Source organism: Parabacteroides sp. merdae-related_45_40, assembly GCF_001915675.1.
In genome coordinates, this window is record NZ_MNQY01000141.1 from 12,799 (window position 1) to 31,111 (window position 18,313).

11 protein-coding genes and 1 pseudogene are annotated in these 18,313 nt (G+C 39.9%); 7 read left to right on the forward strand and 5 right to left on the reverse strand.

Features of this window, described 5'->3' with window-relative positions:
• Positions 1–20 precede the first annotated feature (20 nt).
• A complete protein-coding gene (locus BHV83_RS20565; RefSeq protein ID WP_119215965.1) occupies positions 21–827 on the forward strand; it encodes an MBL fold metallo-hydrolase in 807 nt (268 codons plus the stop codon).
• On the opposite strand, the gene BHV83_RS20570 is transcribed toward BHV83_RS20565, so the two are convergent.
• Positions 818–2,806, reverse strand: coding sequence for a retaining alpha-galactosidase (locus BHV83_RS20570; RefSeq protein ID WP_119215964.1), 1,989 nt, complete (start codon positions 2,804–2,806; stop codon positions 818–820). The two genes, BHV83_RS20565 and BHV83_RS20570, sit on opposite strands and share 10 nt — an antisense overlap.
• Before the next feature lie 120 nt (positions 2,807–2,926).
• Here BHV83_RS20570 and BHV83_RS20575 point away from each other — a divergent pair.
• Positions 2,927–4,698, forward strand: a pseudogene (locus tag BHV83_RS20575) (SGNH/GDSL hydrolase family protein).
• Between the two features lie 136 nt (positions 4,699–4,834).
• Here the strand turns inward: BHV83_RS20575 and BHV83_RS20580 are convergent.
• Positions 4,835–5,755, reverse strand: coding sequence for an AraC family transcriptional regulator (locus BHV83_RS20580; protein ID WP_122116607.1), 921 nt, complete (start codon positions 5,753–5,755; stop codon positions 4,835–4,837).
• Between the two features lie 96 nt (positions 5,756–5,851).
• Entirely contained in the window at positions 5,852–7,393 is a 1,542-nt protein-coding gene (locus BHV83_RS20585; protein ID WP_502687976.1) for an ADP-ribosylglycohydrolase family protein, read from the reverse strand.
• Positions 7,394–7,798: 405 nt separating this feature from the next.
• Here BHV83_RS20585 and BHV83_RS20590 point away from each other — a divergent pair, with 405 nt between their 5' ends.
• From BHV83_RS20590 to BHV83_RS20610, 5 genes are all read left to right on the forward strand, one after another.
• A complete protein-coding gene (locus tag BHV83_RS20590; protein WP_286757995.1) occupies positions 7,799–8,710 on the forward strand; it encodes a TonB-dependent receptor plug domain-containing protein in 912 nt (303 codons plus the stop codon).
• Entirely contained in the window at positions 8,688–11,315 is a 2,628-nt protein-coding gene (locus BHV83_RS20595; protein WP_286757996.1) for a SusC/RagA family TonB-linked outer membrane protein, read from the forward strand. The genes BHV83_RS20590 and BHV83_RS20595 overlap by 23 nt, the downstream gene beginning before the upstream one ends.
• A gap of 33 nt (positions 11,316–11,348) precedes the next feature.
• Positions 11,349–13,019 (forward strand): RagB/SusD family nutrient uptake outer membrane protein, encoded by a 1,671-nt coding sequence (locus tag BHV83_RS20600; RefSeq protein ID WP_156682737.1) that lies wholly within the window; start codon positions 11,349–11,351, stop codon positions 13,017–13,019.
• 150 nt (positions 13,020–13,169) lie between these two features.
• A complete protein-coding gene (locus tag BHV83_RS20605; protein ID WP_286757998.1) occupies positions 13,170–14,696 on the forward strand; it encodes a PHP domain-containing protein in 1,527 nt (508 codons plus the stop codon).
• Positions 14,674–15,015 (forward strand): PA14 domain-containing protein, encoded by a 342-nt coding sequence (locus tag BHV83_RS20610; RefSeq protein WP_286757999.1) that lies wholly within the window; start codon positions 14,674–14,676, stop codon positions 15,013–15,015. Before BHV83_RS20605 ends, BHV83_RS20610 begins: the two co-directional genes overlap by 23 nt.
• 371 nt (positions 15,016–15,386) lie before the next feature.
• On the opposite strand, the gene BHV83_RS20615 is transcribed toward BHV83_RS20610, so the two are convergent.
• Positions 15,387–15,812 carry an immunoglobulin-like domain-containing protein gene (locus tag BHV83_RS20615; protein WP_005640406.1) on the reverse strand — a complete coding sequence of 142 codons (426 nt, stop codon included), beginning with the start codon at positions 15,810–15,812 and terminating at the stop codon, positions 15,387–15,389.
• Between the two features lie 754 nt (positions 15,813–16,566).
• Positions 16,567–17,244 (reverse strand): porin family protein, encoded by a 678-nt coding sequence (locus BHV83_RS20620; RefSeq protein WP_005640413.1) that lies wholly within the window; start codon positions 17,242–17,244, stop codon positions 16,567–16,569.
• Positions 17,245–18,313 lie beyond the last annotated feature (1,069 nt).

Sequence of the window (18,313 nt, forward strand, 5' to 3'; positions counted from 1 at the left end):
GGTATTAAAAGAATAAGATTATGCATTACAAAATCACGACGCTCGTGGAGAATGCCGTCTACAGGCGGAACTTACAAGCGGAACACGGGCTTTCATTGCTTATTGAAAACAACGGGTATAAAATATTATTCGATACGGGACAATCGGATCTGTTTATCCGCAATGCGACACTTTCGGATATCGAGATTGCGGAAGTGAATTTCCTTATCCTGTCACATGGACATAGCGATCATACAGGAGGATTGCGGCATTTCCTTTCCGTCAATAAAAAAGCTTCGGTTATCTGTAAACAGGAAGCCCTTTATCGAAAGTTTAAAGATAAACGGGAGAACGGAGTCATTGACTCCAACCTGTTGGATTTATCCCGATTCCGTTTTATCACCGGGCAGACGGAACTTATTCCCGGATTGTTCCTATTCCCGGACCTTCCGGTTATAAATCCTGAAGATACTCACTTCGAACGATTCTTCACCCAAACGCCCGAAGGAGTTGTTCCCGATATTTTCAATGACGAACTGGTGGTCGCATTGATAGCAGAAAACACATATTCCGTATTGAGTGCCTGTTCCCACCGGGGAATCACCAATATTCTCCGGACTATCGGCAACTGTTTTCCAGGATATACATTCAAACTCCTGGCCGGAGGTTTTCATATCCACAATGCCCAGGACGAGAAATTCAGTATCATAGCGGACTACCTGAAAAACAATCTGCCGGAACAGATCGGGATTTGTCATTGTACGGGTATAGACAAATACGCGTTATTCCGGCAGACATTCGGAAACCGTGTGTTTTACAACTACACGGGAAATACGTTTTATTTATAAATCTTGGCAGCCCAACCACCGCCAGGAGCCATCTTCACCTTTACCTTGCGATCGGCAGGAACTGGTATGACTTCCTTTTTATAATCACAGGCGGCACGATCGGCATTGATGCCATCTTTGAACAATTCCAGTTTATAATTGCCATCACCCAAGAAAGACAAGTCAAGTTCCACCTCACGGGCATCCCAATTCGTCAAAGCGCCCACATACCAATCATTACCGTGAAGGCGAGCAATAGCAACAAATTCACCCACTTTACCATCCAGAGCAACCGTCTTTTCCCATACGGTCGGGATATTGGCGATAAATTCCGTACATTCGGGTTCCCGGTTATAGTTGGAAGGATTATCACACAACATGTTCAGCGGAGATTCGAAGATCACATAAGTAGCCAACTGATGACAACGCGTTCCCTGACTCATCGGTTCGGTATAGATCGGAGCATAATTTTTACGGATCGCATTGCGCATGGCGCCCTGTGTATAATCCATCGGACCGGCAACCATACGGACAAAAGGAATCGTCACGTCGTAAAGCGGCATATCGTAGGTACTGGCTACCCATTTCATATTTTCCAAACCATGAACGCCTTCATAGTTGATCACGTTCGGATAAGTACGTTGCAAACCTGTCGGTTTACAGATACCATGATAATCGACCATCATCTTATATTTCGCACAAGTTTCGGCTCCTCTGTAGAGGAAGTCGACGATCTCCTGGTCGTCGCGATCCATAAAGTCTACCTTGAATCCTTTCACACCCATATTGGAATAATGCTTCACCACCTTTTCCATATCCCGGTCGAATGCATGGTAGCCCGCCCAGAGGATGATTCCGACATTCTTGGATTTGCCATAATTCACCAGTTCCGGAATATCGATTTCTGGAATAACCTGCATCAGGTCCGCAGCCATATTGACAGACCAGCCTTCATCGAGAATCACATATTCGATGCCATGTTCGGCAGCGAAGTCGATATAATATTTATAGGTTTCAGTGTTGATACCGGCACGGAAATCCACATCGTAAATGTTCCAGTCATTCCACCAATCCCATGCCACCTTACCCGGTTTCACCCAGGAAACATCCTGCAAACGGCAGGGAGAAGCCAGACGATACACCATATCGCAATCGGCCAGCTGCTTGTCATTCTCAGAGACGATAAACACACGCCACGGGAAAGCACGCGTGCCGCTTGTCTTGGCTATGTAATCTTCGCGTTCTTCCACTAACATCTGCAAATTATTGTGACCGCCTTGCTTTTTCACTTTCGGATAAGAGGCGAATATCGGCTTCAACACCGGCTTGTCGATCGAGTTATTCAGGAACATTCCGGGATAATCTTCCAGGTCAGCCTCGGTGATACAGAGTTTCTTGCCACCGTCCAGTTCCACCAGGAGCGGAAGGATCATCAGGCGCTTGCTGTTCAGCTTCGTGATCGGTTCATGTACATACGGCTGCTCGAAAGAGTTCATGAACTGTTCCTCAAATGTAGCCTTTTTGCTGTTCACGTAAGGCGCAAAAGCCATATGGTCGGAAGAGAAAGTATAATCGGCTTCTTCATCCACGACGACGATATCATTCTTCATCTTCGTCGTGAAACGATAGGCCAGACCGTCATTATACATACGGAAAACAAGGCCGTAGTTACCCCGGAACGAGAGTGTCATTTCATTATAGATATCCTGTACTTCCGTCTTTTTATAGAAAGGAGAAGGGATCACTTTATCGACTGCGGCTTTCAGCACTTTCGATACTTTGGGGCCGGCCCCTAAGACAACTCCGTTTTGCAACGTCATGGAGATGGGAGATGCGGCAAGAACTTCAGTCCCGTCGTGTGTAAATGAGAAACGAATATCGTCACCTACCGTAACGACTGCTTGCAGTTTTTTGTCCGGCGATTGCAACTGATAGCTTTTCTGTGCCGTCAGTGACATGCTCCCCATCAAGAAGAACACAATAAGAGCTTTTAATTTCATGGTTTTCAAATTTAATTAACTGGCGACAAATATACAGGATTAATCAGGAAATGCTTTTGCAAAATTGTCTTATCTTTGTAGATATTGTATCATAATACGGTTATTAAGGAGATAATATCCATGAAAAAGCTTATTTGTTTATTGTTTTGTTGCCTGCTTTTCCTTCCGGCTGCCGCCCAATGGAAATGGCACAACCCGATGGAAGCCGGTTTTCCGGTTATCCAAAATCAAGGATTCACAAAAGAGATCGGAAATTCTTACACACGCCTGCCCGAACGTGCAAAAGGCGTGGTGAGCGAACCGGTATGGAACCTGTCGCGGCATTCGGCAGGACTCGCCATTCATTTCTACAGCAATGCCCCGCAGATCAAAGTGCGCTACACCGTTACCGGTAGCCTGAATATGCCTCATATGCCTTCGACCGGAGTGTCGGGAGTCGACCTTTACAGCATTAACAGCGACGGGGAATGGCATTTTTGTTTCGGCAACTATTCTTTCAAGGACACGATCACCTATACATATAATAATATAGGCAAAGACCGCTACCACAAACAAGGTTTCGAATACCGGCTTTATCTGCCTTTATACAACGGAGTGAAATGGCTGGAGATCGGTATACCCGAAGATGCGAAACTGGAATTCATCCCGGTTTCTCCCGAAAAGCCGATTGTCCTGTACGGAACTTCGATCGCACAAGGGGCCTGCGCCTCCCGCCCGGCAATGGCATGGGGAACGATCCTCCAACGTTCGCTGGATTACCCGCTCATAAACCTCGGCTTTTCCGGCAATGGCAAACTGGCGAAAGAAGTGCTGCAATTCATCGGCGAAACAGATGCCCGGCTGTACATACTGGATTGCATGCCGAACTTGCCCAATCAGAAGGAAGAAGATGTTACGGCTTTGGCCATCGCCGCCGTCAAGCAACTTCGGGAAAAACATTCGGCTCCCATCTTGCTGATCGAACACGGAGGCTATAGCAATATGTATATGGATTCAATAAAATACAACGAAGTCACCCAGGTTAACCGTGCTTCCCGTAAAGCATACGAGCAGATTCAGTCCGAAGGAATTAAAGATGTATATTATTTGTCCCGCGAAGACCTGAACATACCGTCCGATGGTTGGGTTGACTATGTGCACCCGTCCGACTTCGGAATGAAGCAACAGGCGGTTGTCGTAGAAAGAAAGGTACGGGAAATCCTGCATATTCCCCTTGGCTCCCTGACAACAACCATCCCCGTCACCCAACGCCGGGAACCGCATATGTACGAATGGCTCTCCCGTCACCGCGCTTTCCTGGAGCAGGTACGCAACCATCCGCCTAAAGCTGTAATCTTAGGCAATTCGATCACCCACTATTGGGGTGGCGAACCGGAACACCGTAACAAAAATGGACGGGAGACCTGGGAAAAAGTCATGCGTCCTGCCGGTTTCCAGAACTTGGGCTGCGGATGGGACCGTATCGAAAACGTGCTTTGGCGTATATACCATGGCGAACTGGATGGCTATAAGGCCGGAAAAGTCGTCTTGATGATCGGCACGAATAATTGTGGCCTGAACAACGACAAAGAGATCGTCGAAGGTCTCCGCTTCCTCCTTTCCGCCATCCGTCAACGGCAACCGGAAGCCTCCGTCAAAGTGATCGGCATCCTTCCCCGCCGCAATCAGGAACAATGGGTAAGGAACATCAACTTCGATATTAAAGAGATGGTGGAAACGGAAGGTTACGAATTTGCCAATCCGGGAACAGATTTGCCAATCCGGGAACAGCCCTATTGCTGCAAGACGGCAAAATAAACGAAAGCCTGTTTATCGGTGACGGTCTCCATCCAAACGACAAAGGATATGAATTGATTGCCGGAGAGATCGCATCCTCCAACAAAAGTTTTTGAAAAATAATCCTGCATTCCTTTACCTGTATAGCGGAATATTTCGCATTCACGTTATTACAGATGAAGGGAATGATATAATTCGGGATATTCAGTCAATGAGCTAAAATAAAATGGTTTGTTTACTGAATGTCCCCTTTTAATACAGAGCCTTTGGGGCTTTTTCCTGCAACTTTTCGAATTTTTTCCGGTAGGAAAGTGGGCTTATACCTGTTTTACTCTTGAAAAAGCACGAGAAGTAGTTGGCCGACCCGAAATTTAACTTCATTGCAATGTCTTGGACCGACATTTCCGTATTGTCCAGTAATTTTTTGATATTACTAATTTTTTGTTGTAAAATGTATTGATGGATGGTGATTCCGGTGTATCGCTTGAATGATTTCCTGAGATTGGAATAGCTCATGTTGATGGATTCGGCAATGTCTTCCGGTGTTAATTTGTCGTAAATGTTTTCTAGAATCAGTACGCATGCCTCCTGTATCTTCTGCAGAGAAGCTGGTTCACAATCATAGTTTTTGTTGATCGAATAGATATCGCCGATCATATGCATCATAATTCCCGCCATGACAGCTTGAAATCCGGGTGACTGTGCCTTGGCACAGTCAAGCATTTCAAGAAAATGCTTGACTATTTGTTCGTTTATGCCGATGTGGATAATGGGATCATTAGGTTGGAAAATCTTATTGAGTAATTTATTAAAATATTCTCCTTGGAAAGTTACAAAATATTCATTCCATCCGATGTCTTTTGCCGGTCGGTATGTATGCCATTCTCTGGGAAACAAAAGGAAAACATCTCCTTTAGTTATTTTTTTTTCGGAACAGTTGCCGGACTGAAATGTACCTCTCCCTTTTGTAATATAGATTAAGGAGAATTCGTCTAAGATTCGTCCTCGTTCGGGATTGAAGGTGTATCCGAATGGATGGCCTTTTGGAGGATAGCTGTCTAGAAACTTGGTGGATTGGAATCCTATACTGCTCACCGACATTTTCCATATGTCTTTATCTTTATTGTTTGCTAAGTATTTGACAATGTTGTGTTTATTGTAGTCTACATTCATTTTTTTTTGTTTTTAGTATTTTTTATCTATTTGCATAAATCTCAGAATAACTTTTTTATTTAATATCCGCCTGTCCTCAGTTTTAGTTTGTTCCCTTTATTGATGAGGAATCGGGAGCGGTCTGTTAGAGTAGATAAGAGCGTCATTACAGTGGATTTGAGCATTGGAATCGGGATTCAGCCCTTTGAATGTAACGATATGTTTTCCTTCTGGCAACTGATATTTCCAGAACAGGTCTACACGATGATTTTTCCCGGTTGGTAGAACAGCCCTTTCAATGATTTTTCCGTCAACATACATTTCTACTTGAGCAACATAGTTTTTAGCTCCCCGGATGTAGCCCGTGAAAACGATACCTGTCCCTTCGAAAGTAAATGAGCCGAGGTGTCTTAGTTCCTTCCGGATTTCCTGACGGCCAATTGGGAACATGCCTTCGAATGCTTGTTCAAAACGGACTGGAACAGGTGTCTGGCAGACAATAGTAATATTGTCTCCACTGATGCTGCCACCGTTGCGTTTGATCATCTGCAATGCATGTTTGAAAGAGGTTTGGTAGGTCTGGTTTAAAGACATATCTGTATAGGCAAAATTGAGGTTCTCTACTTCACGCAAGTTTTTCATCCAGTATTCGGGAATCTGGCTATATCCTTGTATAGTGGCCAGAATGCCTGCTGCAGATGCTGGATTGCAGTCGGAGTCTTGTCCGCAGCGTGTTGAGATATCCATAGTTTTATAAAAATCACCCTCTCCGTACAGCAATCCCATAACTACGTATGCGCAATTGATGACGGCATCAATATTGTATGGAAGTAAAGTCCCTTCAGGACAGCCGATATCCTGATTCCATTTTTTTTCACATTCAGCCCATGTTTGTTTCCAGTCGTTTGGATATTGTCGATGCCATTGGATTACATCGTTCATACACTGGTGGAAGCGGCTGTTTTCTGGAATGGTTTTCAAGGCTTCTTGGACTACTATGTTAATGTCATCGGAAATGAAAGCAAGCGAATACATGGCACCAATGTAGACTCCACCATACCATCCATCGCCATAATTCATGATATGACCGATTTTGTCTGATATTTCGGAAGCTGTATTTGGCATACCAGGTGTCATTAAGCCGGCAAAATCGGCTTCGATTTGGTAATCGATATCATCGGCATGTGGGTTATTCAGCCAATGTCCGGAAGCAGGAGGCATAATGCCGTTTAAAATGTTGTAGCGTGCTGCCTGATTGGCGTGCCAAAGTCCATAGTCTGCGTGAGCAAATGCATGTGCGAAAGAGTCGACTGGAGCGTCTATTCCCAAACGGTCGAAGACCTCTACGAATGTCAAATCCATATAGATGTCATCAAACAATCCGGGAGCATGCTTGAAATAGTTCTTGATACACCCATCTGCATAGCTAATCGGGACGTAGTCTTGAATCATGGCGCTTCGATAACGGAATTCAGTCGGACCTCCGTATGCTACGCCGATCGTTTGTCCAGCCCAGCCACCTTTGATTTTGTCTAATAGCCTTTCTTGGCTAATCGTATAGGTTTGAGGAAGACTATCTGTTTTTTCCAATGTCTGTTGTGAGCAAGAAAGCATTCCTGTTGCAAACCCAATTGCTAAAAAGAGTAGGATTTTGTTCATCATAAGATATGTTTTTAGTGTTATTGTATTAAAATATAAAATTTAGTTAACGATGAAACAAAGATAATAAAAAGGATTCTTCTCTTTTGTTTAAAAATAGACGTGAAAAGATAAACTCAATAATAACATTTAAGAGGTGAATGATATATATATAGTTGAAAAATAATTTGTTATAAAATATTATTTCCTTATCTCACTAAGATAAGAAAATGGATGTGGTGTCAAAAAAGAAAGGATTTATGTCAAAAAAAATAACAAATGACAAAAAAGATTTTTTCTAAGGAAAGTCATAGAAGTTTGATTTATTCGAATGGTCAAAAAACTGTATAAAAATACCATTCTTTATGGTTTTGTTTTTTTTAAAAAATGAATATTTGCAAATAATGTTTAACTTTGATAGTAATTATGAAGAGTCGGATTCTATTGTTTTTGGGTCTTCTATCCTGTATAGGATTGCAGATGTTTGCCCAAGTCTCTGTTTCAGGGAAAGTAGTTGATGCAGGTGGAATAGAAATGCCTGGTGTTAATATTGCAATTAAAGGAACGATGGTCGGTACGATGACAGGTGCTGATGGTACGTTTACTTTATCAAGTATTCCAGGTGGAAAAGATGCCGTATTGGTTTTTTCGTTTATCGGTTTTAGGTCCCAAGAGGTGAAAGTGGGAAATCGAACGTTTATTAATGTCAAATTAGAAGAAGATACCGAGCAACTGGAAGAAGTTGTTGTTGTTGCGTATGGTACTCAGAGAAAAAAAGACCTTACAGGAGCTATTACACAAATCGACTCAAAAATTATCGGTGTACAGAGCACATCTTCCGCAACAAAAGCATTGGAGGGATCGGTTCCGGGAATTCAAGTTTCTGCCGTAGATGGGCAGCCTGGTGTGGATGCAGGTATTCGTGTGCGTGGTTTGGGATCAACGAAAGCGAGTGCATCTAATGCGTTAGTAGTTATTGATGGTGTTCCAGCTCCTATGGTTGATGATTTGAATCCATTAGCGGCTTTGAATTCTTCTGATATTGAAAGTATTACTGTCTTGAAGGATGCTGCATCAACTGCATTGTATGGCTCTCGTGGTGCGAATGGTGTTGTATTGGTGACAACAAAGAGAGGAAAGTCGGGTAAAGCGCAAGTTTCGTTTAATGGGCGTTGGGGTGTTAATTCGATCGGTAATTTTAATTATGGTACAGTTGATAATGCTGCAGATTATTATGAATATGCTTGGAAGTCGATTTATAATTCATATCGTTATGGTATGAAAAATACAGGTTTGCCTCAAGATTGGACAACGAATGTGTCCGAATCATACTCATGAAGAGGCAGCTTTGTTCGCAAGTCAGCATTTATTTAATTACATCGGAAGTGAAACCTCGTTTGGACGTAATGGTTTAGGAAACTTTATGGCTTATGATGTTCCTGGTGCTATTTACACTCCTGATGGAACAAGCACAACTCATAGTGCTACCATGTCAGGAGCTTATTTAGTGAATCCTGATGGTAAAATCAATCCGAATGCTCGTTTGTTATATGATGAGTCATACGCAGATTATTTGTTGAAAAATAGTTTTCGTCAGCAGTATGATGTTTCAGTAAATGGAGGTAATGAAAAAATTAATTATTTTGCATCTTTAGGTTACTTGTCTGATCCTTCTTATTTGGAAAACTCTAAATTTGAACGTTATAGCGGTCGTGCGAATGTTAATGCGCAGGTGTTTGATTGGTTTAAAATGGGTGTTCAGGTTTCTTATTCAAAAACTTCAACACAATCTATGGCCTTGACTTGGGGGCGTGCAGATGCTGGTTCTAATCAAGGTAATGTGATGCGTTTTGTGAATGGTCATGCTCCAATTGTACCTGTTCATGCATATAATGAAGATGGTTCTTTGCGTGTTAATTCAATAACAGGAACTACAAACTATTTCTTGGAAGGGGGGACATATTCTCCGTTGGGTGCTACGATCCAAAACTATGGTGGTACAGATATTATTTATTCGCAAGGTAATGATAAACGAGTGGATGATAAAGATGCTTGGACAAGTCGTATTTATGGAGAAATTTCCTTCTTGAAAGATTTTAAATTACGAGGAACTTTAGGTTATGATCAAAATGTATTGGCGCGTACACGTTATACGCAATCTTTAGTAGGTCGTGACAAAAATAAAGGAGGTATGTCAACATACAATTATAATTATCAGAATTTAAACTCTCAGATTATGCTTAGCTATTATAAGAATGTAAATGACCATACATTTGATGCTATGGCTGTTCATGAGTTTAATAAGTTGACGTTAAAGTCAACTTATTGGGGGTCAGCTTATGAATTTATGCCTGGTTTTATTTCTTCTAATAACTTTGTGGGTAAATATCAAACAGGTTCAGGCATGACGGCTCCTCAATATAATGAAAGTCGAGAAGTTATGGAATCTTACTTGGCACGTATAAACTATGATTATAAAAGTAAATATTATGCATCAGGTTCTGTTCGTGCAGATGGCTCTTCTAAATTTCTTGCAGGAAATCGTTGGGGTGTCTTTTGGTCTGTAGGTGGTGGTTGGCGTTTTACTGCGGAGGATTTCATGAAGCCTGCACAGAGTTGGTTAGATAACGGTAAATTACGGGTTAGCTATGGTGTGATTGGAAATGCAAATGGTATTTCTAACTATACTGATGCTTATCGAAAATGGTCTATTGGAACGCAATATACAACACAGTCTGGTGGAACAGGTATTCCTAATGGCGTTTGGACTGTAAGTATGGGTAATATGGTGAATAGTTGGTTGACATGGGAAAAAACTCAGACTTGGGATGCTGGTGTGGATTTGTCTTTCTTGGATAGTCGTTTTACATTGACATTTGATTTTTATAATCGTTTGACGAATAATTCGTTTTATGCACGTCCTGTTTCTTATATGGCATCTGGGCAAACTTCAATTACAGCAAATGATGCTTCTATTCGTAACCGAGGTATTGAGTTGGAATTAGGTGCGGATATTATTCGTACAAGTGATTTTTCTTGGAATGTAAGTTTGAATGGAACTCATTATACAACGAAATTGGTTGATTTGCCGAAAGGTGCGATTGCTGATAATAATATGTTACCGAAAGGAACGTATGAGGCAAATGCTGAAGGATGGTCTACAGCTGGCTCGTCTGATGCTCAAGGTGGAGGATTTTATTTGCGTGGTGTAGGACGTGATTGGTATAATTTATATATTCGTAAATATGCAGGAGTTGATCAGAGTACAGGTCTTCCAATGTATTGGCATCATGTTACTGAAAGTGATCTGGAGGTAGGTAAATATGCAGGATCTAAGGTCGGGGACGATATAAAGGTTAATGATCCCAATGAGGCTTCAAAATATGAAGTTGGCAGTGCAATACCAAAATGGATTGGTGGTCTTACAACTTCTTTAAAGTATAAAGATTTTGATTTTACAGCAGTATTGGCATTTCAGTTGGGTGGTAAATATTTTAGTCGTGATTATGCTGAAAATATTTATAGAGGAAGTGCTGCTGGTGTAGATGCTTGTGTATTGGTACCATCTAAAGATTTGTTGAATAATACCTGGACTCCGGAAAATACGGATGCTTATTTTCCAATGCAATTTTATGCATCTCGAAATGTTTATATTGATGGTGTAACATTGGGTAATGACTGGAGATATTCAGATATGGCCTTGTTTAGCGCATCTTATTTACGTGTGAAGAATATTACTTTGGGATACACTCTCCCTAAAGAATTAACTCAGAAAGCTTATATTAATAATGCACGAGTATATGTTTCTGGTGATAATTTATTTATGTTCTCTGCTGCACCTGGTATTGATCCGAGTATGTCTTTGACAGGTGGTATGGATGTAGATGCTTATTCTTACCCTGTGATGCGTACGATTTCAATAGGCGTAAACGTTACATTTTAATTATTAAATTCATATATAAATCTTGTAAGTTGTATGAAAAATTATATATCAAAAGGGAAAAAATGGGGATTAGTTTTATTAGTAGGAGCTATTTGTTCTTCTTGTGATTCAGAATTAGATCAAAAGCCTTATTATTTTACAGATGAACAGATCCTCGAGATCTTAAATAGCGATAAAGAGCAAGATCAAGAAAAGAAAAATACTATTATTACTGGACTATGTGCAGGTTTGGAAGGTAATTTTAGGATAAGTGGCACTTATAATGGCTATTCTAGCGATGCTATCAATGCTACTGATGGTCAGGATATTATGCTAAATGCACGCTGTAGTGATATGGTTGTGGGGACACAACAAAATTTCACACGTGGTGGATTTTATATTAATATGTATAATCTGAATAATAACGATTTTCAACCATGGCGTGGAGACCAAAGTACGACTGGATATAATTATGCAATGTGGGCGTTACCTTGCAATATTTTGACAAATGCAAATAAGGTATTGACATTTGTTACGGAGCAGGTCGCTGAAAAAGGAACTCCCGAGGTGAAAAATGGGCGTGCTGCAGCTTTGTGTGTACGTGCATATAGCTATATGCTTCTTATGGAACGTTATCAGAAAGCATATTTACATGGAGGTAAAGGTGGAGAAGGAATGCCTATTTATAAGGTCTATGGCTTAAATGATCCAGTTGCACCATCTTCAGCCGAAGAAACGTTTAAATTTATTATGGGAGATTTAAATGAAGCGGTTGCTCTTTTTAAAGAAACGGGTAAAGAATCTGCAGGCTATACAGCAGAATCCAAAGATATAGATTTAGGTGTGGCTCAATATTTAAGAGCACGTGTAGCCCTGTGGACGGGAGATTACACTCAGTGTATTGATGCATGTGAAGATATCTTAAGCCATTATAAATCATTTATTGCAGAGTCAAATTATGGGTTTAAGTCAAAAGATTTTGATGCGGTTCAAGCTGGCACAAAAGAAGTAAAAGCTGAAGAAAATGCGTTTACTTTTTTAGCGCTTAATCCAGAATGTATTTTAGGATGGAAAGATGGAGATGGTGCTGGAACGTATTATTATGGGAATTTTAATCCGTTTGCGGGCGATGGAACAGGTTCAAATCCACTCTATATGCGTGTCGATGATCGTTTTTACAATTTAATTAATGAAAATGATTATCGTAAAGACAATGTTCTTGTGGAGTCTAAAGATTTTACTTACTTTAAAGGGAATACACATACACTACCTTCCTATACAAATACTAAGTGGGGGGCTACGATTTGCTTGCAGCAGACCCAGCGTTCAGAACATACAAATACTGATCAGTGTAAATTCCGTTCTTCGTCAGTTGTTTTGATGCTGGCAGAGGCTTATGCAGAAATTGGCAATGAAGCAATGTCTAAGCAGGTATTAAATCAATTGTTGGCTGCTCGAACAAGAGAGGGGGCTTCATTGTTAACCTGTGATAATTATAAATCCGGTTTAGCTTTGAAAGATTTAATCAAACTTCAATGGCGTATAGAAATGTGGGGGGAAGGTGGAATCGAGTTCTATAATGCTAAACGCTGGAATACACCAATTGATCGTGCAGGGTCTAAAATTCATTGGACAGCTCTTAGTAATAGTACGCTTCCTGTTGAGTATATGACTTATGAAATTCCTATGCAGGAGTATAATTTTAATCCTGGCTGGGGACGTTGATTTGTTAGAAATTTAAATAATTTGAAAACGGGAAGTTTATATTTTTTTCAAAAGTTTATGAATTTGGATGGGTGATTGTGGATAGTATGCGTTTTCATATAATTGGCAATCACCCACTTCTTTTATCTATAAAATTTTTATAAACAATAAATGAAGAAGTCTGTATTTATATTAGGATGTACATTGTGGGGTGTCTCTTTGTCCGCACAAAATGAAAATGTACAGTATCAACTGCTGGAGGGATATTCTTCCTCTCGTGCTTTTAATCCGAAACACATTGCAGTGCCAGATTTGCCAGGATATAAAACTCTGAAATGTGATTTCCATTTGCATACCTATTATTCGGATGGACATGTCACTCCTGAAATGCGTGTATTGGAGGCTTGGGCTGAAGGACTAGACGCTATTTCAATCACAGATCATCAGCCAGTGCCTCGTTCTCACACGGAAACGAAGGATTGTAATGTCTCTTACAATAAAGCCTTCCCAATGGCTGAAAGTAAAGGAATTACGCTGATAAAGGGGTTGGAGATTACAGGGAGCGATCCTGTTGGACACTTGAATGTCCTTTTTATCAAAGACTGTAATGACTATATGCCGAAAAAAAGAAATTTTTCAGAGACTGAAGCTGACAGCCTGATTGAAAAAGCTGCTGCGGAGGGCGCTTACATTACAACGAATCATCCTGGGTGGCCAGATAAGAACAGCGAATTGCCTGCTTATATTGTTCGTCATATCGAGCAAAAGCGGATTCAGGGTATTGAGATATTCAATAACGAAGAGTTTTATCCGCGTGCTATCGATTATGCAGACCAGTATAACTTGGCTTATATTGGAGCAACGGATGCTCATTATCCAATGGATTTCCTGTTTGACTTGAAAAAGAAATTCCGTACATTGACGTTTGTTTTTGCAAAAGAAAATACGCCAGAAAGCATTAAGGAGGCCCTTTATGCGGGTCGTTCAATCGCCTATGCTGATCAGAAATTGGCAGGAAAAGAGAACATGTTGAAATTGTTTTTACGTTCTTCGTTGAAAGTACTTTCTTATGAGGAAAGGAATGGAAAGTTCCATGTCCGTCTATTGAATGAAAGTGATATTCCTTATCTATTAGATAACGGCGTTTTGAGTGATCGTATTCGTATTCCGGCACATGCTGTTTGTGATATGACTCGTCCTCTTTCTCAATTGACACAGCCTTTCCGTGTGACAAATATGTATATCTCGTCTACTGAACGTCTAGAAATACCAGTGTCCTATCTGTTGGCTTCAAAGGAAATGCCAGAAATGCCATATGTTGATGAGCGGAAGGTCTCGTTTGTCAAAGAAGGCTTGTCAATAGTTTTGTCTTGCGGTGAAGGTGATACCTATTATACACTGGATGGAACTGAGCCTGAATTTGGTAGTGCTTCCCGTTGTGAAGGTGCGATCATACTGGATGCTCCTTGTAAATTGAAAGCTTGTACCTATAAGGATGGAAAGCCCAGTCGTGTATATGAACGTTATATCGGTTTCTCACGTAAATTGAAAGCTTGTACCTATAAGGATGGAAAGCCCAGTCGTGTATATGAACGTTATATCGGTTTCTCACGGGCTATCAAATGTAAAGGGAGGCGACAGGGGGAATCTTATCGCTATTATGAAGGCAAAGGGAGTGAAATCTTATTTAGAATTTGAGGATGATTTCAGAAACGAGGATCATTTTGGCTATGTGTATGAAAGCTTTTTGTCCGTCCCTGTTTCAGGAGCTTATGGTTTCTCCTTGAAAAGTAATGACGGTTCGGACCTGTTTATTGGAGGCGTTCGTGTAGTTGACAATGATCGGGCTGTCGGCTATGTGGAAGCAAATGGGTTTGTCTATCTAGAAAAAGGGTGTCATCCTTTGAAGCTTCGTTACTTTGACGGGTATAGTGGCGAGTATTTGCTGATGGAGTGGATTTGTCCTAAACAAACCTATGGGGAAACTGTCTCTGCCTCATGTCTTTTTGTTGAATAGAAATCTCGTCTTATCCAATATTAGCGAAGATAGTCTGTTTCTATAGTTTGATTTTGGGCGTATTTGGATCGATGAATGATTATCGGTAGTTAGAATTATCTGTTTGAAAGTGTTACAGAACCTTTCAAAAAATATAGTGAAAGAGGTTGTATCGTAACATGTTACACGACACAGCCTCTTTTATTCGTTATACAGAAGTTTTTTTGTTTATTTATTCGGATTGACTATACATACAGAATCCTTTTGCGATCTTTTTACTGAATGTCCCTTGTTAGGTTTAAAAAAATCTTATTTGAATTTAAAAATCTAATGAGCGAAAACTGTATCCAATTCCTTTATCCCTAATTTATTCGGAATACCGCTACCATAAACTATTTTTCTTTAGAATTATAAAAAACTATTTCCTTATACACCCTATAATATCCAGGCTTGTTGTCATTAAAAAGGGGATAAAGATTTGCTGCAAATTGATATTTTTTCCCTTGTCTAACTTCAATACCTATATCAGTCCATGCATTGTTGCCATTCAGTAGTAGCCATTGATTGTCTTCTTTACGTGCTACCATATAATCCTCTCCCAAAAACAGGACTTTGGAATTATTATTATTCAGACTCATCGACACGCTTTTTGTGTCTATCGGATAAAAAGCTTTGTCTGTTTTCATAGATATTTGCAGAGTATCCAAGAATGCAGGTGCCGTAAAAGGTGTTGCTGGCTGAACTCTTCCATGATTGACTGCCGAATAATTAACAACTTTTCGTCTGAACATTTCTTGAAAATGCTGTGAATTGTTCATTAATAATACTTCAATAGTATCCTGTTACCGATAAAGGATGATAGTCATATTCAGTTCGCAATGATAGAGAATCAGAATTTAAGGCTTCTCCTTGCGGAATATCCCGTGGTATAGGACTCAGTACTATATTTACAGGCCGTTCGAAAGAATTTTTATTTATTGGAATGATTTCAGGACTAAATGTGATATCTGATATAATATCTAATTCTCATGACGGAGAATCAAAAACGTCTTTTTTGAATGCTGATTTCAAAAGGGGCTGTCGGTATATCTGGAAGTAAACAGATACTTTATTCGTGCCCAACATCGCCTCTAAACAATGAAAACGCTGTTGCAGGGTGGTATCGGATTTAATAATGCTGTCTACATAAAGAGCATAATTCCTCTTACAAACGAATGCCGTCTGTTTTATCATCTTGTCCATTCTTGGAAGGGTAAGAATGACAAGAATTAAATAGTACTAATGATGTAAAGAGTAAATATTTTATGATTGTCATTTGTAGAGTCTAAAAGTTACCAGAATTGTATATTTTACCTTTATAGCCTTCCTTTACAATGTTCCGGGTAGCCTTTGAGAAGCATTGGATATTCTTTCTTTTCAATATTCTTGCGCTTATTGGTACAGTAAGCGGCAAGAATACAACATCCCATTAAAAATACAATTCCGACTCTCATAGGTAAAAGCTGCGAATCAATAATGGAAGTAAAAGCGGATGTATGCTCCATATAAATAGGACTTTATTGTTTTACTTAATTAAAAAATATAAGCAAGGGACAATTGCCAATATCTGTTTCTTGATTTGAAAATATCACCATCGAAAATCTGGTCTATGGCGTCATGCTTGTCTCCTCCGATATGGTGTCTGGCGGATTCCGTTAATCCGATGTTATAGTAGCAGCTCAGCATCAGATGTTTCATTATCTTCACGCCACCTCCGAGATTCAGACCGACTTCAGTGGAACGCCATCCCATAGAAGAAAGATCCTTGTCTATGGCATCTACGGCTATATGGACTAGTTTGCGTCCCCAATTGTCCTCATTTACTAAAAAGGAAAAAGAAGGTCCTATTCCTAAAAACAAGTCAAAGTTGTCGGACAACCCCATTTCCCATTTTAATTCTATGGGTATGTCGATACTTTGTGTCTTGATATCGGCACTGACGTCATTGGAGGTGTTTGTCAATTTCACTCCACGCTGTACATACAATAGGGAAAAATCCAAGGTTAGTCCATAGAAACCGGTCTGATATTGTAGCATGGGACCTACTTGAAAACCAGTCATATTCTCTGTTTTAACCCGGTTGCTTATACCTTGAATATCAGCTTTGTTTCCAAGCACACCGGCTTTCAATCCAAAATGGAGACCTTGAGCCATACAAGCAGCAGGACATAACCAAACTAAAAAAAATAACAGATAAATAGCTTTTCTCATTTTATTTTAAATAAATAGTATTATAATACAAAGGTACTAATTTCAGTCAAGGCATTTTGGCATGGATTACGGTATTATTGGTGAAAAATCATTTTTTTGTGTTTTTTGCTTCAAGCAAGTTTCCGTATTGTTTCGTTTTCTTTTTCCTATTTAAATATATTACTAACTTTACTTCTATATTGGAATGTGGTTTACTGTTGTATGATGTGTTTTCTATTATACGATATGACTATTTAATAAATGGTAAAAATGAATAAAGTAATATTTTACGGAATGATGCCTGTTCTTTTACTGTTTTTTTCAAGAAAGTATATTAAGAATATTGATTTTCCCGAGATATTTGGTTTATCTTTATTCGGAGTTTCACGATAAAATAGTCTTTGATCTTGTCAAATTCGTTCTATTGGGTATATATCCTGACAATGCGCTATTTCATCAGTTAACACACAACCAACTTTCGAACAAGCCATCTTCTCTTTTGATGAAAATAAAGCCTACCCATGAACTTGATAAATTCACCGGCAGACTTATCTATAAGATAGATTTATAGTAATCGACTGCTCAACTACATCTTGTACATTCGATTTATCAGTAAGATGCACTCCATTGTAAGTACATATCAATTTTCATATACCAACTTGTCTCAGGGTTGTTTTTGAGTGGCAGTCTCGCTTTTTCCTGTTTATTCCTGCATTTTCCCGGAACTGTCCCGATTATTTTCTCCATCATCCGGCAGTAATTCCTAGAACCACTTTATATCCGAGACAGCAAAAACAGTGTCATCAGATGACACAGGGCTTCTTCTATAGATATGATTTATATGAAAAACGGATACTGGTAGTATTATACGGTGTTTTTACGAATTAACCGTAGAATATTACCTGTTATTCGGAAAATAATCGTATTTTTGTAGTGTGAAAAGAACTTCTAAGGTGGATTATATGAATGATATAATTAATAAAGTTGCGTTTCTCGGAGGGACTATATCCACAACGGATATATCTCACCTGTCGGAATATAAACAGGTGTTGCGAGCTAAAGAACGTGGCGATTTGATAAGATTGCGTCA